This is a genomic window from Streptomyces sp. NPDC060209, from assembly GCF_042728155.1.
Taxonomy (GTDB): Bacteria; Actinomycetota; Actinomycetes; order Streptomycetales; family Streptomycetaceae; genus Streptomyces.
Genome location: NZ_JBHWZS010000166.1, coordinates 1 through 18,572 on the forward strand (window position 1 = coordinate 1; position 18,572 = coordinate 18,572).

13 protein-coding genes are annotated in these 18,572 nt (G+C 67.0%); 3 read left to right on the plus strand and 10 right to left on the minus strand.

Features of this window, described 5'->3' with window-relative positions; all coding sequences use genetic code 11:
- Positions 1-268: 268 nt before the first annotated feature.
- Positions 269-886, plus strand: coding sequence for a GNAT family N-acetyltransferase (locus ACFWFI_RS26985; RefSeq protein WP_387394881.1), 618 nt, complete (start codon positions 269-271; stop codon positions 884-886).
- A gap of 80 nt (positions 887-966) precedes the next feature.
- On the opposite strand, the gene trxA is transcribed toward ACFWFI_RS26985, so the two are convergent.
- The 7 genes from trxA to ACFWFI_RS27020 form a co-directional block, all read right to left on the minus strand.
- Complete coding sequence (gene trxA / locus ACFWFI_RS26990) at positions 967-1,302, minus strand: thioredoxin (protein WP_356534508.1); 336 nt, start codon at positions 1,300-1,302, stop codon at positions 967-969.
- A 44-nt stretch (positions 1,303-1,346) separates the two neighbouring features.
- On the minus strand, positions 1,347-2,318 hold the full coding sequence (trxB, locus tag ACFWFI_RS26995) for a thioredoxin-disulfide reductase (RefSeq protein ID WP_387394884.1): 972 nt from the start codon (positions 2,316-2,318) through the stop codon (positions 1,347-1,349).
- A 126-nt stretch (positions 2,319-2,444) separates the two neighbouring features.
- On the minus strand, positions 2,445-3,371 hold the full coding sequence (locus ACFWFI_RS27000) for an anti-sigma factor family protein (RefSeq protein ID WP_387394886.1): 927 nt from the start codon (positions 3,369-3,371) through the stop codon (positions 2,445-2,447).
- Positions 3,368-4,069: an RNA polymerase sigma factor SigM gene (gene sigM, locus ACFWFI_RS27005; protein ID WP_387394888.1), complete on the minus strand. Its 702-nt coding sequence runs from the start codon at positions 4,067-4,069 to the stop codon at positions 3,368-3,370. Before sigM ends, ACFWFI_RS27000 begins: the two co-directional genes overlap by 4 nt.
- A 25-nt stretch (positions 4,070-4,094) precedes the next feature.
- Complete coding sequence (locus tag ACFWFI_RS27010; protein ID WP_387394890.1) at positions 4,095-5,789, minus strand: serine/threonine protein kinase; 1,695 nt, start codon at positions 5,787-5,789, stop codon at positions 4,095-4,097.
- Positions 5,790-5,919: 130 nt separating this feature from the next.
- Positions 5,920-8,079: a murein biosynthesis integral membrane protein MurJ gene (gene murJ / locus ACFWFI_RS27015; RefSeq protein WP_387394892.1), complete on the minus strand. Its 2,160-nt coding sequence runs from the start codon at positions 8,077-8,079 to the stop codon at positions 5,920-5,922.
- 49 nt (positions 8,080-8,128) lie between these two features.
- Positions 8,129-10,426 (minus strand): DUF6049 family protein, encoded by a 2,298-nt coding sequence (locus tag ACFWFI_RS27020; protein ID WP_387394894.1) that lies wholly within the window; start codon positions 10,424-10,426, stop codon positions 8,129-8,131.
- 180 nt (positions 10,427-10,606) lie between these two features.
- Between ACFWFI_RS27020 and ACFWFI_RS27025 the strand changes: the two genes are divergently transcribed.
- Positions 10,607-12,049 (plus strand): CCA tRNA nucleotidyltransferase, encoded by a 1,443-nt coding sequence (locus tag ACFWFI_RS27025; protein ID WP_387394896.1) that lies wholly within the window; start codon positions 10,607-10,609, stop codon positions 12,047-12,049.
- A gap of 119 nt (positions 12,050-12,168) precedes the next feature.
- Here the strand turns inward: ACFWFI_RS27025 and ACFWFI_RS27030 are convergent, their stop codons facing one another.
- The 3 genes from ACFWFI_RS27030 to ACFWFI_RS27040 all read right to left on the minus strand — a co-directional run bounded on the left by ACFWFI_RS27030 (position 12,169) and on the right by ACFWFI_RS27040 (position 15,400).
- Positions 12,169-13,458 (minus strand): MFS transporter, encoded by a 1,290-nt coding sequence (locus ACFWFI_RS27030; protein ID WP_387394898.1) that lies wholly within the window; start codon positions 13,456-13,458, stop codon positions 12,169-12,171.
- Positions 13,459-13,554: 96 nt separating this feature from the next.
- Complete coding sequence (locus tag ACFWFI_RS27035) at positions 13,555-14,637, minus strand: inositol-3-phosphate synthase (protein ID WP_387394900.1); 1,083 nt, start codon at positions 14,635-14,637, stop codon at positions 13,555-13,557.
- 61 nt (positions 14,638-14,698) lie between these two features.
- Entirely contained in the window at positions 14,699-15,400 is a 702-nt protein-coding gene (locus tag ACFWFI_RS27040; RefSeq protein ID WP_387394902.1) for a PadR family transcriptional regulator, read from the minus strand.
- A 386-nt stretch (positions 15,401-15,786) separates the two neighbouring features.
- Between ACFWFI_RS27040 and ACFWFI_RS27045 the strand changes: the two genes are divergently transcribed.
- Positions 15,787-18,477 carry a transglycosylase domain-containing protein gene (locus ACFWFI_RS27045; protein ID WP_387394904.1) on the plus strand — a complete coding sequence of 897 codons (2,691 nt, stop codon included), beginning with the start codon at positions 15,787-15,789 and terminating at the stop codon, positions 18,475-18,477.
- Positions 18,478-18,572 lie beyond the last annotated feature (95 nt).

Below are 18,572 nucleotides of genomic sequence, written 5' to 3' on the forward strand. Positions count from 1 at the left end.
GTTCTCCAGAACTCGGCCCGCCCTTTGCCGTCTCTCGGTATCCCCATCACGTCTGGGTGGATACGATGCGTTCTGGTATGGCGTATCCACCACCGTGATCCACCTCAGAGGAGGCGGGGGCCGTGCGATCAGTGAATCGCAGCCACCTGGTGACAGTCGGGTTGGGGCTAGGCGCTGTCGGGGGGTTCGTCGGCAGCCTGTTCCGAGAACGGAGTGCGCTGGCAGCCGCACGTGATGCGGCGGGCGAAGGAAGTGAGGAACCGCCTACATGGGGCGTCGGCTCGTACCGCTCACACTGGACAACCTTCCGGATCTCCCCAGGCGTTGCCGCTCGTGCGTCTTCTGGGAGCTTGATCCGGTCAGCGGGGAAGCCGCGGTAAAGGCCGGCAGACCCGAACTCGAGAAGGAAGCCTGGATCTCCGCCGTGCTGCTGGAGTGGGGCTCCTGCGGACGGGTCGTCTACGTCGACGATGTCGCGGCCGGCTTCGTGCTCTACGCACCGCCAGCATATGTTCCCCGTTCCACGGCTTTTCCCACCAGCCCTGTGTCCCCCGATGCCGTGCAACTGATGACCGCATTGATCGTGCCGGGCTTCCAAGGGCAGGGACTCGGCCGAGTGATGGTGCAGACAGTTGCCAAGGACTTGCTGCGACGCGGCTTCAAGGCGATCGAGGCTTTTGGTGACGCCCGGTGGAAGGAACCGGCGTGTGTGCTGCCGGCGGATCACTTGCTCGCCGTCGGCTTCAAAACGGTGCGCCCTCACCCCGCGCATCCGCGTCTGAGGCTCGAGCTGCGTTCGACGCTCTCCTGGAAGGAAGACGTCGAGCTGGCATTGGACCGACTGCTGGGTGCCGTACAGAAGGAGCCGGCGCTGCGGCCCCTCTGATTACCGTGCCGGTGGTTGAGGAACATGCAAAACGGGCCCACCCGGTCGGGAGGGCCCGTTTCACGTGAAACAGTCAGCCGCTACTTCTGGACGATGAAGTTTTCGAGGTCGCGGAGAATCGCGGCCTTCGGCTTGGCGCCGACGATGGTCTTGGCGACCTCGCCACCCTGGTACACGTTCAGCGTCGGGATCGACATCACGCCGTACTTTGCCGCGGTGGCCGGGTTCTCGTCGATGTTGAGCTTGACGATCTCGATCTGGTCGCCGTGCTCAGCCGCGATGGCCTCCAGCGAAGGCGCGATCTGGCGGCACGGGCCGCACCAGGCGGCCCAGAAGTCCACCAGCACGGGCTTGTCGTTCTTCAGGACATCCTCATCGAAGGAGTCGTCGGTTACGTTCTTCAGGGCGCCGGCCACGGCGGCCTCCTTAACTTCGCGGGGTGTGGGATCGGGGGAAGCAGTCAGACTGCCGGGGTCTTCTCCGGCTCGGCGAGCTGCTCGTCGGAGAGTGCGGCCAGGAAGCGCTCCGCGTCGAGGGCTGCGGAGCAGCCGGTCCCGGCGGCTGTGATGGCCTGTCGGTAGGTGTGGTCGACGACGTCACCGGCGCCGAAGACACCCTTCAGGTTGGTGCGCGTCGAGGGGGCTTCGACCTTGAGGTAGCCCTCGTCATCGAGGTCGAGCTGCCCCTTGAAGAGCTCCGTGCGGGGGTCATGGCCGACAGCGATGAACAGGCCCGTCACCGGGAGCTCGGAGGTCTCACCGGTCTTGGTGTTGCGCAGGGTGAGGCTGGAGAGCTTCTGGTCTCCGTGGACCGTGGCCACCTCGCTGTCCCATGCGAACTTGATCTTCGGGTCGGCAAAGGCGCGGTCCTGCATGGCCTTGGAGGCTCGCAGGGAGTCGCGGCGGTGGACGATCGTGACGGACTTGGCGAACCGTGAGAGGAAGGTCGCCTCTTCCATGGCCGTGTCGCCGCCACCGATTACGGCGATGTCCTGGTCCTTGAAGAAGAAGCCGTCACAGGTTGCACACCAGGAGACACCGCGTCCGGAAAGCGCGTCCTCGTTGGGCAAGCCGAGCTTGCGGTGCTGAGATCCCGTGGTGACGATGACGGCCTTGGCGCGGTGCACGGTGCCTGCGGTGTCCGTGACGGTCTTGATCTCTCCGGAGAGGTCGACCGAGACCACATCGTCGGGAATAAGCTCGGCGCCGAAGCGCTCCGCCTGGGCGCGCATGTTGTCCATGAGCTCAGGGCCCATGATTCCGTCCTGGAAGCCCGGGAAGTTCTCCACGTCGGTGGTGTTCATCAGCGCACCGCCGGCGGTGACAGCTCCCTCGAACACCAGCGGCTTCAGCGACGCGCGAGCGGTGTACAGGGCGGCGGTGTAACCAGCCGGCCCAGAGCCGATGATGATCACATTACGGACGTCGCTCACGGGTTCTTCCTCGTCTCTACAGACTGCCTACTGCCTACTGGGGTCGGTTCCACGACTCTCACCCCACCCAACGGATCCTACGGGGCATGCATTCCCGAAATACCGGTCCGGCTCCCGGCAGGACCCTCAGGGGCGCGTGTAGGAGTGCGTGAGCAGCAGCTGCCCCTTTGTCGCGGGCATGGAATCCACGCAGGCTGCGCCGACGACATAGGCCTGGACACGGCTCGAGTCGGTCGCATGGGGCAGCACGACAAGGAAGGCGGCTGTCCCTTCGTAGCTGCCCTCTTCCACGGCCAGGGCTGGTGCGTCCCGGCCGGTGCCCTGCTGGACGCAGGTAGGAACATCCACGATCGGCGCGCGCATGCGAGTGCCGGGGGTCGCGGCGCCGGGGGACAGGTCTCCCGGGGACGACTTGGTGTCCAGGGATGGCTTGCCCGGGGCATTGCCTGGAGTCTCGGATGCCCTTGTCTCGTTCAGAAGCTCATGGACGCGGCCCTCCAGCGTGCCTTCCGAAAAGTCCCCCTGGCTCTTCTCCGCGGCGCTGACGCGGTGGTCGGCCATCGACCCTGCCGAATCTTGAGACGGCTGGAGGGACTGGAGCAGGAAGACGCTCACGCCGACGGCGGCCGCACCGAAGGCGGCGCCAAGGATCACCGTGCGACGTCGGCGGCGGGCTGGGCCTCGGCCGGGGCCGGTGGCGCCGCGGGGACGGCCGGCGGGCCGAGGTGCGGCCGCGCCTTCCGTTGGCAGATCGTATGTTTCACGTGAAACAGGAATTGCTGCGGCCGCTGCCGTGGCGGCAGACGCTGCTTCCGATGCCAGGGCCGCGTCGATTCGGCGGGTGACGTCTTCGGGCATGCGCTCAGGAAGAGGCAGTGCTGCCCCCAGCAGCGAGCGGATCTCCTCCAGCGAGGCGTGAATGTCCGCGCACTCTTCGCAACCATCGAGGTGGCGGCGGAGTGCTGCCTCACGGGAAGGCGGGAGGAGCCCTTCGGTGAGGTCGGCGATCTCCGAGGCGTCCGGGTGCTGAGCCGTGTCGGCTGTCGATGTCATGCGAGCCCACCTCCACCCTTTACGCCAGCAGGATCGCCGTCGCCTGCGTCTCTTGGTCCTGACGCCGGTGGGACGGATGGCCCCTGCGTCCGGTTCCTCTCCATGGGGCCCTTACCGTCCCCTCTGTTGCTGCGTAGGTGGGTCAGCAAGGGGAGCAGTCTCGCCCGGCCCCGCGCACAACGGCTTTTCACAGTGCCGGTCGGTACGTCGAGGATGCGGGCTGCTTCGGCAACGGGGTAGGCCTGCATGTCCACGAGGACGAGGGCGGCGCGCTGTTCGGCGGGCAGGGTGGCGAGCGCGGCCAGAAGTTCGCGGTGCAGATCCTGTCGCTCGGCGGGAGCCTCGGCTGATTCGTGAGGCTCCATGAGCTGATCGAGCCGCTCGGTGTCGTCGACCGGCGCGGTCCTCCGTGAGGCAGTTTTGCGGGCACGGTCGAGGCAGGCATTGACGGTGATCCGGTGCAGCCACGTGGTGACGGCGGACTGGCCGCGGAAGGTGTGTGCGGCCCGGAAAGCGGAGACCAGAGCGTCCTGCACAGCGTCGGCAGCCTCCTCGCGGTCGCCGAGTGTTCGCAGTGCCACAGCCCAGAGGCGGTCACGGTGTCGCCGCACGAGCTCACCGAAGGTGTCAGGGTCGCCTGCGACGTGCTGGGCCAGGAGGTCCTGGTCGCTGATGTCGGCGAATCTGGCGTCGTCCAACGGTGAGCCCCCTCCCCTGGTGCCGTCAGCTGGTGACCTTGATATCCGAGATCTTGCCTCTGTAGTTCCCGTCGTCACTCAAAGGCAGTTTGGTCAGCCAGACCAGAAGGTACCGTGCCTGCACCGGCTTGTCGGGCTTGAGGGACACCTTTGTTCCGGATCCGTTCGCGACCTTGGTGAAACCGCCTGGCAGCTGAGGGAAGGACGAGTCCTCGGTGGACCTCAGCTCGACGGAAGTACTGCCGAGGAAGGACACCTCGACGTTCCCCACCTGCTGGACCTTGCCGAGGTCGAGAACGACTCCGACGCCTTCCTTGAGGCGTCCGAAGTCGGCGCTGTAATAGCCGTCCGTGTTCCAGTAGGAGTTCGTGTCCCCGTCGTAGACGTTCTTTATCGAGGCGGGCTTCTCGGAGCCGTCCGCGCCGAGCGGGTCGTAGTCCTGGGCGCCCGTGATGGTGACCGGCTTGCTGGGTTCGACGGCGTTGTTGTCGTCGCCCCCGTCGTCGGTGGTCTGGGTCGGCGCAGGCTCCCCGGAGCCGTTGCCCCGGTCGAGGACGGTTTCTGCCAGCTGCCAGCTACCCAGGCCCAGAGCCGCGATGAGCAGCGCGGACACGGCCCATTTCAGCGCCTTGCCCGTGCGGCTCTGGAGAGGAGGCGGCGGGACGATGACAGGCTGGGTGGCAGAGGTGGGCCTTGCTGACGGGCGCCCATAGGTGCCCTGCTGATAGGTCGTGCGCTGGTACTCGGGCGGTGCTGTGAAGGCAGGTTCCGGGGGAAGGATGCGCGGCATGGCCGCGACGGCCTTCGCCAGTTCGTCCGGGGTGGTGCACGGCTGTTCCTGCCGCGACGCGGTAGCACCGTCGTTGGCTAGCGCGCGCATGGCGAGTTCGGACAGACCTCGGTGGACGCCGGCCCGCACCTGGTCCGGGGGAATCAGGCCCAGGTCCTTGGGCAGCCCCGAAAGGCCGTACGCGTCGCTCTCGTAGGGCCAGCGCCGGGTCAGTGCGGCATAGAGGAGCGCGCCGATGGCCTCGGTGTCCGTACGCAGCGGCTGATCAGCGGTGATGCCGCGCAGAGCGGCGTTCACGGCCAGACCGCGGATCCGGTACTGGCCCGTCGAGCTGCGCAGTACGGCGCCGGGGGTGAGGCGCAGATGCGCGAGCCCTTCGCGATGTGCGGCAGCCATGGCCTGGGAGATCTGGCTCACGAGCTGGTAGGCGTCGTGGGCTTCAAGGGGACCTGCGGCCAGCAGCGCCGTGAGCTCGGTGGCATCGGGCAGCCATTCGTGGACGACGTAGACGAGGTCGCCCTCCTCCACCGCGTCCAGGACCTGGACGAAGCGTGGGTCGCCGAGCAGCGCGGAGGAGCGGGCCGCCGCCAGCACCGAGCGGGCGCGCGGATGGTCGGCGGGCAGCAGATGAACACCCACTGCGCGACGCAGCTTCTCGTCGACAGCACGCCAGCTGCTGAATCCGTCCAGCCGGGTGACGCATTCCTCCAGGCGGTAGCGCCGGGCCAGTTTGTGACCGCTGTGCAGGTCGGGCGACGCCGGTACGGCGTCGGAGCTGTCGGGCTCGCTCTCCGCATCCTTCGGGCTGGTGCCCTCTGCGTCCTGGGTTTGTGCCGTCCCGTCGGTCGTGGCCGCGTCCGCCTTGGCGGTCAGCGGCTCGTCGCCGCTGTTGTCGGCCACGTCGACAGCAGCCGTGCTACGTTCCGCCACCGTCGTTCCTGCCTCCCCATCCGTTGCGCGATGCCAGCCAGCTCTGCACAGTCACGCCAATTGTGCCCACACTCCGGCGCTATGCACGACACGCGGTGTCCAGCGATGGTTGTGCGGCCCGGAGTATGTATCAGCGTCCGAGCCGTCCCCGGACCATGCCGACCATGCCGTTGAGCTCTTCGATACGCATCTTCTTCGCCGCGACGAAGAAGACGCCCAGCAGGACGACGCTGCCACAGACCAGTGCCACCACCGACCCGCCGGCTCCGTCACCGAGGGCCTTGAGGAGAGCGAAGCCCACGCCGCCGCCGACCACTGCCGCGGGGATCGCAGCCAGGCAGAGACGGGCGTAGGTGCGCACCACACGGGCGCCGTCGAGGTCGCCGCCGAGCCGGTTGCTCAGTCGTCGCCAGGCGATGCCGACGCCGACCGCGTAGGCCAGCCCGTAGGAGGCTGCCATTCCTACGACTGCCCACTGAGCCGGAAGAATCACGTAGCAGAGAGCGGAGGCCGCGGCATTGACCGCTGCGACGATGACCGTGTTGTAGAAGGGGGTGCGGGTGTCCTCGTACGCGTAGAAGCCACGCAGCACGACGTACTGCACGGAGTACGGGATGAGGCCGAGGCCGAACGCCATCAGGATGAAGCCCATCGACCGCGCGGCCTCGGTGCCGCTGGAGGCGTAGAGCAGGGTGCACATCGGCAGCCCGAGTGCGAGGAAGGTGAAGGCGACCGGGACGATGGCCACTGCCGAATTGCGCAGACCCTGTGAGATGTCGTCGCGGACGGCCCCGGGGTCGTTGTCATGAGCGGCGCGGGAGATGCGGGGCAGCAGGGCCGCCATGACCGAGACGGTGATGATGGCCTGAGGCATGCCCCAGATCAGCTGGGCGTTGGAGTAGGCGAGGAAGCCCGTGCCGTCCTTGCCCGACAGCTTGCCGGCAGAGGTTGCCAGCTGCGTGACGACGATGACGCCGGCCTGGTTGGCCAGAACGAAGAGAACCGTCCACTTGGCGAGCTTGATCGTCTTTCCGAGCCCGTGCCCCTTCCAGTCGAAGCGGGGGCGGAAGCGGAATCCGGCCTCCCGGAGGTACGGGATCATGGCCAGGGCCTGGACGACCAGACCGAGCAGCGTACCGATGCCGAGCAGGCGGACACCCTCGGCAGGGATCGTCTCCACGCCCATGCGGGATTCGGCCGAGGAGCCGTAGACCCAGATGAACAGGCCGAACGTGACGATCATGACGATGTTGTTGAGGACCGGAGTCCACATCATCGCGCCGAATTTCCCGCGGGCATTCAAGATCTGGCCCATGACCACATGGACGCCCATGAAGAAGATGGTCGGCAGGCAGTAGCGGGCGAAGGTGACGGCCACACTGTTCGCCGCGACATCGTTCGCGATGGTCGGGGACATCATGTGGATGAGCCACGGAGCAGCGAAGACGGCGATCCCGACGATCACGCCGAGGGCGACCATGACGAGCGTCAGCAGCCGGTTGGCGTACGCCTCGCCGCCGTCCTCGTCGTCCTTCATGGACCGGACGAGCTGAGGAACGAAGACCGAGTTGAGTCCGCCACCCACCGTCAGGATGTAGATCATCGTCGGCAGGGTGTACGCGATGGTGAAGCTGTCGCCGAGCAGAGCCGCACCCAGCGCTGCGGTGATCACCAGGCTGCGGACGAAGCCGGTGAGCCGGGACACCAGGGTGCCCGCCGCCATCAGTGCGCTGGACTTCAGTATCCCGGCGGCCCGGCCGCCGGACTTCGGCGGCACGGGTGCCGGAGCCGCTTCAGGCTCGGCAGGAGTACCGGGAGGCCGGCCCGAACCTTCCTGATCGCGGAAGAGGTGAGCGAAGGCATCCTGCTCCCCACGGTCGCCGGAAGCCTGTGTGACCAGGTCGTCCACCCCCACGTACTGGGTGGTCGCGGCATTGTCGCCGTAGGGAAGGTGCCTGGAGGGGCCTGCGGGCTCCGGTGGCGGCGTCTGGGCCCAGATACGAGGGTCGGGGGCGTGCTGGGCGGCGGGAGGCTGCTGGTAGAGCGCCTGCGGCTCCTGATACGTACCCGGAGGCGGCGGAGGATGTGCGGCTCGGTCGTAGAGCGCCTCGGCGACCGGATCCTGTGAGGCGAGGTCTTGGGCACGGTACGGATCGTGGTCGTACGCGTGCTGCAGGTAGGGGTCGGGTGCCTCCCCTTCCTGGCCTGAGCCAGGTGGCACCGGCGGACTGCTGGAAGACCCAGCTCCGCCCGCGCCCTGGCCGCGGTCACCGTCGTACGGCGCGTTCATCGAAACCCCAACTCATTGTCCCTGGCCGACAGGCCCCGACCGACATCGCTCAACGGTCCACTTTCTCACCCGGGCCCGATGGGTTCCCGCTTTCCGGACCGGTGTCCGGCGTCGGGTCACTCGGCTGCTCGGGTTCACCGCCGTTGCCCTCCACCCCGCCCCCCGCAACAGTGCGCTTGCGGTGGGTGTACATCCTGATACCTGCCAGGACCAGCAGCAGCAGTCCGCCGGCGATCACCAGGAGCACCGTCGGTGTGACTTCCGAGACCTTCACCGTGAAGGTCATCTCCTCGCCGTACGGCGCGCCGTCCGCGGTGAAGAGCCGCGCTGTGACCTGCGCCTGCCCGTTGGCATTGGCAGCGGCGTCGAATTTCACGGACTGGCTGTGCCCGCCCGCGATCTTGACCGGTTGTTCGGCGACTGCTCCGCCGTCATTGAGCTTGAGCCGTGTGGCATTGCCCGACGTCAGACGGAGTACGAGGTGATCGACACCCTGCACCAGTTTGTTCTGCACGGTCACAGGGATCGTCGCGCTGCGCCCGGACAGAGTCACGTCCGACTTCGTGATCAGCTGGACCTCGTTGGTGAGGCCCTGCAGATAGGTGCGGACCTCGTCGCGGTACCGCTGGGCTTCCAGTGGCTTGCCGCGCCACGACGTCGACACGGAGCGGTTGATCGCGTTCCCGAAGGGGGTCACCACCCGGTCCGGCTGCGTGAGGATGACCTGGAAGCTGTTGAGCGAGTCCTGTGTCGTCCTGATGTCCTGGAAGGCCTGGGTGGGCAGCTCCTGGCTTCGAAGCTTCTTCGGGTACTGGGAGGCCCCGGGCACCTTCGTGGTGGCCTGTGCGTCGGGCTTCTGTTCGGCTGCCGCCGTCAGATCGAGGGGCTGTGTCCAGTGTTGGGCTGTGAGGGCCTGCAGGGCGCGCGCCATGGTCTGTGCCTGGGCGGCGGTGGGCGTCCGCTGCGGAGCGACGACGATGCTGCGCTCGTTGTCGGGTGCCTGCTCCGTCACTGCCAGTGTCTGGGCCAGGAACTTCTGGACGGCGAGCGTCGAGGCGCCGGCCTTGGCCATGTCGCCGGAGAACGCGGTGGAGAGCCGGTGGTCGGAGACGACGGCGGTGGTGCCACCACCGATCGGCCGGGCCGAAGTGGGTGTGTAGGGCAGCCCGCCGGTCTCCTCGAGGCTGTCGCTGCGGGCGATCACCTTGTGCGCGCCGGCCGAGGTGGCGACGTCGACGACCGAGGGATCGATCGCACCCTCCACCGGCCAGGCGAAGTCGGTGGACGGCTTCACGTGAAGGACGGTCTCGACCGTCGTGCCCGCGACCTCGGTCGCCGTCTGCAGATGGCTGAGCGTGCCCGAGACGTTCTTGCCTCGGTGGGCGATGGACGCAAGGTCGGGGTCGGCGAACGGCAGAGCCACCACCTTCCCGTCCTTCACGGCCGCTTGCAGATCCGTGAGCCATTTCTTGGCGATGGCCTGGTTCGTCCCCGCGACTGTGGTGTCACCGACCTTGACGCGGTAGTTCTTCGTCATCGCGTCGACAGAGGCGAGCAGGTCCGGGTCGATCACCCATGTCACAGGGAGCTGCCGCCCCAGCGAGACCAGCTGTTCCAGGCGTCCGCCGGGAGCGAGCTCGAGGGCCAGATCGTCATTGGCGAATACGGGCGTCTGCTGTTCGTCGGAGCCCGTCTCGGCGGTGACGTGCGCGGATGCGATCAGCGGCCAGAGGAAGGTGAGCTTGGTCTTGCTCTCGGTGTCCGCCGGCTGCCATGGCAGGAAGGTCCGCTGGATGCCGAGGACCTGGTCGTAGGCGTAGTCGGTGGTCCGGCCCGTGAGGGACACCCCGAGCTGGTAGACGCCCTCGGTGTCCAGGTCCAGCTTGTCCACCGGAACAGCGAGGGTGAAGTCCTGGCTGACCCCGGGCTCGAGCTTGGGGGTCTTCAGCGTGTACGCGCCGCCGAGCTTGGCCGGGTCACTGCCGGGCAGGTACCCGGTGCGCTTGGCTGCCTGGTCGATCGCCCCCCTGCCGGACAGCCTCGGCCCGACGCGCAGGTCGACCTCGGCGTCCGTGACCGTCTTCTTCCCCTTGTTGGTCAGGGTGCCGGAGACGGTGAGTGTGTCGCCTTCGACCGGTGCGCTGGGGGCGAGCGTGTCCAGGGACACATCGACGGTGCGCGAGCCGGTCGGGGCCTTCGTCGCCCCCTCGGCCTGGGCCGAGGGCGCTGTGGGGCCGGCCAGGAGGCCGGCGATCAGTGGCGCCCCGACGATCAAGGAGGCTGTGCGCCGGAGCCACCGGCGGGCAGGGGAGGGATTCATCCCCTGAAAGTCTGCCGCCTCGGCCACGCGTATCCGTCCCTCGTCGTCGTCAGCTGGTGCCGGCCCTGCCGGTCTCTGCGTCCCCGCATGGTAACGATGTGCCCGACGCCTGAGTGCCGGGGACCGTGCCACATGATCGGGAGAGTCTCGCAGGGCCGCAAGAAACGATGACGCCCGGGCCGGTCGGGGCACGTACCCTTTTCTGTTGTGCCGAACGCCAACGAAGACAGCCCCCGTGCACTGAGTCAGGTGCAGCACCGCGCAGTGAGCGAACTGCTGCAGGTGTCCCCCGTCGCCGACGACCTCGCCCTGCGATTCCAGGAGGCCGGATTCAGCCTCGCGCTGGTCGGCGGGTCGGTCCGCGACGCGTTGCTCGGCAGGCTCGGAAACGACCTGGACTTCACGACCGACGCCCGCCCGGAGGACGTGCTCAAGATCGTCCGTCCCTGGGCCGACTCGGTCTGGGAGGTCGGAATCGCGTTCGGCACCGTCGGATCGCAGAAGGACGGCTACCAGATCGAGGTCACGACCTACCGGTCGGAGGCGTACGACAGGACCTCACGCAAGCCCGAGGTCTCCTACGGCGACTCGATCGAGGAAGACCTCGTGCGCCGAGATTTCACGGTCAACGCCATGGCTGTCGCACTGCCGCAGAAGGAGTTCATCGACCCGCACGGTGGCCTCGATGACCTGGCCCAGCGTGTACTGCGCACTCCGGGCACGCCCGAGGCATCCTTCTCCGACGATCCGCTGCGCATGCTGCGGGCCGCACGCTTCGCCGCGCAGCTGGACTTCGAGGTTGCCCCCGACGTGGTCAAGGCAATGACGGACATGGCGGGACGCATTGAGATCGTCTCGGCCGAGAGGGTCCGTGAGGAACTCAACAAACTGCTGCTTTCCGGTCACCCCCGCAAGGGGCTGGGGCTTCTCGTGGACACGGGGCTGGCTGACCAGGTGCTGCCTGAGCTCCCCGCCTTGCGCCTGGAAAGTGATGAGCATCACCGCCACAAGGACGTCTACGAGCATTCCTTGACGGTCCTGGAGCAGGCCATGGATCTGGAGAAGGACGGCCCGGATCTCGTGCTGCGTCTCGCGGCGCTGCTCCACGACATCGGGAAGCCGAGGACGCGGCGCTTCGAGAAGGACGGACGCGTCTCGTTCCACCACCACGAAGTGGTGGGGGCCAAGATGGTCAAGAAGCGGATGACCGAGCTGAAGTACTCCAACGACATGGTCAAGGACGTCTCGAAGCTGGTGGAGCTGCATCTGCGCTTCCACGGATACGGCGACGGGGAATGGACCGACTCTGCCGTGCGCAGGTACGTGCGGGACGCGGGGCCGCTGCTGGACCGGCTGCACAAGCTGACGCGCTCCGACTGCACGACGCGCAACAAGCGCAAGGCGAATGCCCTGTCCCGCACCTACGACGGGCTCGAGGAGCGCATCGCGCAACTGCAGGAGCAGGAGGAGCTGGAAGCCATCCGGCCGGACCTGGACGGCAACGCGATCATGCAGATCCTGGGCGTGGGGCCTGGGCCCGTGATCGGCAAGGCTTACGCATTCCTGCTGGAGCTCCGGCTGGAGAACGGCCCGATGGAGCGCGACGCCGCGATCGCCGCCCTCAAGGAATGGTGGGCCGCACAGGACTGACGTCGACTGCGACACGGCGTACGCAGGACGGACACCAGTCATGTTTCACGTGAAACATGACGGTGCGCCGGAGAGCGGTCTGAGGTTGAGGGGTGTTGTTTCACGTGAAACAACACCCCTCACTCCTTGATGCGGGCGCGCTGGAGCGCGATGCTCACACGTCGCCGGCGAAGCATGGCCACCGAGACGATGGCGTAGAGCACGGCCACGGTGAGTACCACGACGACGGATCGCCCGTCAGGGGGTAGCACGAGGGCGGACATTGCCGCGGCGGCGACGAAAGCGACGTTGAACAACACGTCGTAGAGCGAGAAAATCCGGCCGCGGTAGGCGTCGTCGACGGAGGTCTGAACCTCGGTATCCGTGGCGATCTTCGCGCCCTGGGTCACGAGGCCGAGAACGAAAGCCGCTGCCAGCATCGGGGCAGGGGCGAACGAGAGTCCCAAAGCCGGTTCCAGGAGGGCGGCTGCCCCGGCGCAGCCCGCCAGCCAGCCGTACCGCCCGAAGCGTCCGACTGCCCACGGAGACATCAGGGCAGCCATGAAGTACCCCGCAGCGGAGGCGCCGAGCGCGAGGCCGAGGAGGGCCAGGCCGTCGGACTCGCTGTCCGACCATGCGTAGCGGCACAGCATCAGCACTATCACGGTCAGTGCTCCGTAGCAGAAGCGGATCACCGTTATGGCCGCCAGCGCGTGCGCCGCGTCCCTCCGCTCGGCCAGATGGCGCAACCCCGCGACGAGCCCTCGCGCGGTGGTGGTGATGGCCTCCCGCAGCGGCACATGGTGCAGGTCTCTATCCGGCCCAAGGAGTGTGCGCGGCAAGGTCATGGCCGCCAGTGCCGAGAGGAGGTAGAGGACCGCGCCCAGCAGGACTACAGCGGCATCGGACCCGTCTGTCAGCAGCTTGATGGCCAGGGCGAGGCCCCCGCCCGCAGTGGCGGCCAGCGTGCCCGCTGTCGGGGAGAGGGAGTTGGCGAGGACGAGACGTTCGGTGTCGACGACGCGAGGCAGGGCTGCGGACAGGCCGGCGAGCACGAAACGGTTGACGGCGGTTACGCAGAGGGCGGAGGCGTAGAACAGCCAGTCCGGAACGGAGATCAGGAGCAGCAGTGCCGTGCAGCAGGCCAGCGTGGCTCGCAGCAGGTTGCCGTACAGGAAGACCTGACGGCGGGGCCAACGGTCGAGCAGGACTCCTGCGAACGGACCGATGAGCGAGTACGGGAGCAGCAGCACCGCCATGGCGGAGGCGATGGCGCCCGGTGTTGTCTGGTTCTCCGGTGAGAAGACGACGTAGGTGGCGAGCGCGACCTGGTAGACACCGTCGGCCGACTGGGAGAGGAGTCGTACGGCGAGCAGGCGACGGAAGTTCCGAAGGCGCAGGAGTACGCCCAGATCACGCACGACAGGCATGTGTGCAAGCGTCACACATGTGGGGGGCCTCCGGGCGTATTGCCCGGGGACCCCCCACATGGAGAAGCAGCGTCACTTGAGCAGTGACCAGTTGGATCAGCGCTCGACGTCGCCGTTGATGAACTTCTCGACGTTCTCGCGGGCCTCGTCGTCGAAGTACTGGACCGGCGGCGACTTCATGAAGTACGAGGAGGCCGAGAGGATCGGGCCGCCGATGCCACGGTCCTTGGCGATCTTCGCGGCGCGCACGGCGTCGATGATGACACCGGCGGAGTTCGGGGAGTCCCAGACCTCGAGCTTGTACTCCAGGTTCAGCGGAACGTCACCGAAGGCGCGGCCCTCGAGGCGCACGTACGCCCACTTGCGGTCGTCCAGCCAGGCCACGTAGTCCGAGGGGCCGATGTGGACGTTGTCCGCACCGAGCTCGCGGTCACGGATCTGCGAGGTGACGGCCTGCGTCTTCGAGATCTTCTTGGACTCCAGGCGCTCACGCTCGAGCATGTTCTTGAAGTCCATGTTGCCGCCGACGTTCAGCTGCATCGTGCGGTCCAGGATGACACCCCGGTCCTCGAACAGCTTCGCCATCACACGGTGCGTGATGGTGGCGCCGACCTGGGACTTGATGTCGTCGCCGATGATCGGGACACCGGCCTCGGTGAACTTGTCGGCCCACTCCTTGGTGCCGGCGATGAACACCGGGAGGGCGTTGACGAACGCGACCTTGGCGTCGATGGCGCACTGCGCGTAGAACTTCGCAGCCACCTCGGAGCCGACGGGCAGGTAGCAGACGAGGACGTCGACCTGCTTGTCCTTGAGGATCTGGACGATGTCGACGGGGGCGTCGGCGGATTCCTCGATCGTCTCGCGGTAGTACTTGCCCAGGCCGTCGTGGGTGTGGCCGCGCTGAACGGTCACACCGGTGTTCGGCACGTCGGCGATCTTGATGGTGTTGTTCTCGCTGGCGCCGATGGCGTCCGCGAGGTCGAGGCCGACCTTCTTCGCGTCGACGTCGAAGGCGGCGACGAACTCGACGTCGCTCACGTGGTACTCGCCGAACTGAACGTGCATCAGACCGGGCACCTTGCCGGCCGGATCGGCGTCCTTGTAGAACTCGACGCCCTGCACCAGCGAGGCGGCGCAGTTGCCCACGCCGACGATGGCTACGCGAACCGAACCCATGCCGATTGCTCCCTGTGTGTTCTCGTGTTCCCCGATGACGCCTTGCGGATCTGCGGGGGTGTCACTTGGTGTCGTCGGACGGATCCGGCCGGGTGTCGTCCCGGTGCCGGGGCAGGCCGCCCGTCTCTCCTGATGTGTCGTGTTGAGTGGAGCCCCCGGGCGAGGATCGTCGCTGATCCCGTCCCGACCGCTCGCTCTCGATGAGCTCGTTCAGCCAGCGCACTTCGCGCTCCACGGACTCCATGCCGTGTCGCTGCAGCTCAAGCGTGTAGTCGTCGAGTCGTTCGCGGGTGCGGGCGAGAGAGGCGCGCATCTTCTCGAGGCGCTCCTCCAGCCTGCTGCGGCGGCCTTCGAGCACGCGCATCCGCACCTCGCGCTCCGTCTGTCCGAAGAAGGCGAAACGAGCCGCGAAGTGCTCGTCCTCCCAGGAGTCCGGACCGGTGTGCGAGAGCAGCTCCTCGAAGTGCTCCTTACCTTCTGCCGTCAACCGGTAGACGATCTTGGCCCGGCGCCCGGCCAGCGAGGACGCGGGGGCGACCCCACGGCTCGTGGCAGGGGGCTGAGCCGGAACATTTCCCGGTTCCTCGATCAACCAGCCGTTGGCGACCAGCGTCTTGAGGCAGGGGTAGAGGGTGCCGTAGCTGAAGGCGCGGAAGATCCCCAGCGAGGTGTTGAGGCGCTTTCGCAGCTCGTACCCGTGCATGGGGGACTCGCGGAGCAGGCCGAGTACGGCGAATTCGAGGATGCCTGAGCGTCTGCTCACCTTCGCCTCCTCCTCCGTCTGCAGCTTCCGCGGGCCGTTGGACCCACCTTATGCCGTGCTGATGTATCGACTCGATACATCAGCACGATAGATCGACTCGTGATGTTCGACAAGAGGACGGTTCGTGAGCGGCGTCACATCCCCGATTCATAGGGAGTGACTTGCGTAATTTGGGGTGAAGTTCGGTCCCTGGAGGTTTTTGACCGTGCGTAGTCTGTGCGGCATGCAGACCACCGGGAACCGTGAGACGCCGCCGTGCGTCAGTAATCGCGGACTGTCGGATGTACTGCGGGTGAGCCTTCCGCAGGGCTTGTCCGTAATTCGGGGGGACCGGATCTCAACTGCCGCTTCCAGGCGCTCTCGCCTGCCCGAGGAGTAGTCGTTCGATGAGCGAGCACCGTCGCAAAGCGCCGCAACCGCAAGGTGGCGGGCGCGCAGCGGCCAGACGAGCCGCCCAACAGCCTGCTGGACGTCGCACCGATTCGTCACGCAGAGCAACTTCAGAGTCACCTTCCGGAGTGCATGGTGAGGAGCCGTCGTACGGCGGCCGCGCCGAGGCCCGGCGCGCCGCCCAGCGCGGCGGAGGCGGGGGCAGGCGACGGGGAGGTGACGACAGCAGCGGTCACGAAGGCCGCGGCCGGGGCCGCGAGGACTCCGGCAAGAAGCGCTTCATCGACTACCCGCGGGCCGGTAAGTACGGCTTCCGCCGCTGGGTTCCGTCGTGGAGGCTGGTCTCCGGTCTGTGCCTGGGCTTCCTGGGTCTCATGATGGGCGCCGCCAGCATCGCGTACGCACTGGTGGTGCCGCCCGAGGTCAAGGACCTCGCCACGGCACAGAACAACGTCTACTACTGGGCCGACGACACACAGATGGTCGCCACGGGTGGTTCCGTCAACCGTCAGTCGCTCGAGTACGCCCAGATTCCGGAAGCGATGCGGAACGCCGTCATCTCGGCCGAGAACAAGTCGTTCGAGAGCGACAGGGGCATCGACCCCATGGGTATCGCCCGCGCCTTCTACAACATGGCCCGGGGAGGTGACACCCAGGGCGGTTCGACGATCACCCAGCAGTACGTGAAGAACTCCATGCTCTCCCAGGACCAGACGCTGAGCCGGAAGTTCAAGGAACTCTTCATCACGCTCAAGGTCGGCGAGACGGTGGGCAAGAACGAGGTCATGGAGGGTTACCTCAACGTCTCCTACTACGGCCGGGGCGCATCCGGACTCCAGGCGGCGGCACGTGCGTACTACGACAAGGACGCCACGGATCTGAACGAGAGCGAGTGCGCCTTCCTGGCGACGCTGCTCAAGGGCGCGAGTTACTACGACCCCGCGGGTGCCCCCGAGGTCGACCCCGTGAAGGCCTCCGCCGCGGAGAACACCAGGCGGGCCAAGGAGCGCTGGAGCTGGATCCTCGACGAGGAGGTCAAGGACGGCCGGCTGAGCGCGGCCAAGCGTGCGACGTTCGACGAGTTCCCCATGCCGAAGCCGCCCAAGAAGGACGCCAAGCTGGGCGGCCAGACCGGATACCTGGTCGACCTCGCCACGAAGTACTTCCTCGCGCACAACGAGGACGGCGTCACCGAGAAGGAGCTGGCCCGGGGCGGCTACGAGATCCACACGACCTTCCAGAAGAAGAAGGTCGACCAGCTCGAGAAGTCGATCAAGAAGGTGTACGCCGCCAAGATCGACCCGAAGAAGCGGCCCGAGAAGGACACGCACGTCGAGTTCGGCGGCGCGTCGGTGGACACGGCGACAGGCGCCATCGTCGCCACGTACGGCGGTCAGAACGCGACCGAGCACTACACCAACAACGCGGACGCGACAGGTGCACAGGTCGGTTCGACGTTCAAGCCGTTCGTGCTGGCAGCCGCCATGCAGTACGGCAAACGTGACCCCAAGCTCGGTGCCGACCAGAGCGAGTCGGAGCGGACGCTCGTCTCGCCGAAGAGCATCTACAACGGCGACAACAAGCTGAAGATCAACCTGTACAACGGCGAGGTCTGGCAGAACGACGACGGCAAGGAGTGGCTCCAGACAAACGACGGAGACCACGACTACGGAGACATCAGCCTCCGGTACGCCATGCAGGAGTCCGCCAACTCCCCGTACGTCCAGCTCGGCATGGACGTCGGCACCGACAAGGTGAAGCAGGCCGCCATCGACGCGGGACTGCGTGACGACAACTACATGGCGAACTCGAACGTCCCCTCGTTCTCCATCGGTACGTCCTCGCCGAGCGCCATCCGGATGGCCGGCGCGTACGCCACCTTCGCCACCAGTGGCAAGCAGCGGGAGCCCTTCTCGGTCACCGAGGTGAAGCACAAGGGTGAGGTCATCTATCAGCACAAGACGGAGACGAAGCCGGCGTTCCCGAGCATCATCGCGGACAATGTCACCGACGTGCTGAAGAACGTCGTCGAGAACGGCACGGGCACGCCCGCCCAGCTCCCCGGACGTGATGTGGCCGGCAAGACCGGTACCACGGACGGCAACAAGTCGGCCTGGTTCGTCGGGTACACCCCGCAGCTGTCGACGGCCGTCAGCATGTTCCGGATGGACGACGACGAGACGAAGAAGGACCGCAAGTTCCTGGAGATGTACGGCACCGGCAACGAGAAATCCATCCACGGTGCCTCGTTCCCCGCGCAGATCTGGCACGACTACATGGCCGAAGCGGTGAAGGGCTCGAAGGTCGTCCGCTTCCCGAAGGCGGAGCCGTACGGCGACACGCTCTTCGGCGGTGGCGCGGTCAGCCCCAGCCCGACGCCGAGCCCGACGCCGACGCCTTCGGAGTCCACCGAAGCGCCCACGACGCCGTCTCCCACTCCGTCGTCCCCGTCCCCCACGCCGAGCGACACGTGCGCGCCGCTCGACTGGGACTGCAAGAACAACCAGAACGGCGGAACGACCACCGGCAACGACAACGGAGGGACCACGAACGGGTCCACCGACGGTGGAACGGACGCCGGGACCACGGACGGCGGGACGGACACCGGAACGACCGAGGGAACGACCGAAGGCACGACGGCGGGCGAGGAGAACGGCCGCGGCGGGATCTTCGGCGGCGGCGGATAGCACTCACTCGGAGGGCGCGCGTGCGACGGCGCCCTCCAGGGACCCCTCCAGGGGCCTGCCGGACACGCGTATGAGGGCCGTCGACACCTTCCAGG

Bases quoted from the DNA above. Each gene is read 5' to 3' on its own strand.
- ACFWFI_RS27030 (WP_387394898.1), bottom strand. From the start codon at position 13,458: ATGCCTGTCGTGCGTGATCTGGGCGTACTCCTGCGCCTTCGGAACTTC.
- ACFWFI_RS27035 (WP_387394900.1), bottom strand. From the start codon at position 14,637: ATGGGTTCGGTTCGCGTAGCCATCGTCGGCGTGGGCAACTGCGCCGCC.
- murJ (WP_387394892.1), bottom strand. From the start codon at position 8,079: ATGAACGCGCCGTACGACGGTGACCGCGGCCAGGGCGCGGGCGGAGCT.
- ACFWFI_RS27000 (WP_387394886.1), bottom strand. From the start codon at position 3,371: ATGACATCGACAGCCGACACGGCTCAGCACCCGGACGCCTCGGAGATC.
- ACFWFI_RS27045 (WP_387394904.1), top strand. From the start codon at position 15,787: ATGAGCGAGCACCGTCGCAAAGCGCCGCAACCGCAAGGTGGCGGGCGC.
- ACFWFI_RS26985 (WP_387394881.1), top strand. From the start codon at position 269: ATGGGGCGTCGGCTCGTACCGCTCACACTGGACAACCTTCCGGATCTC.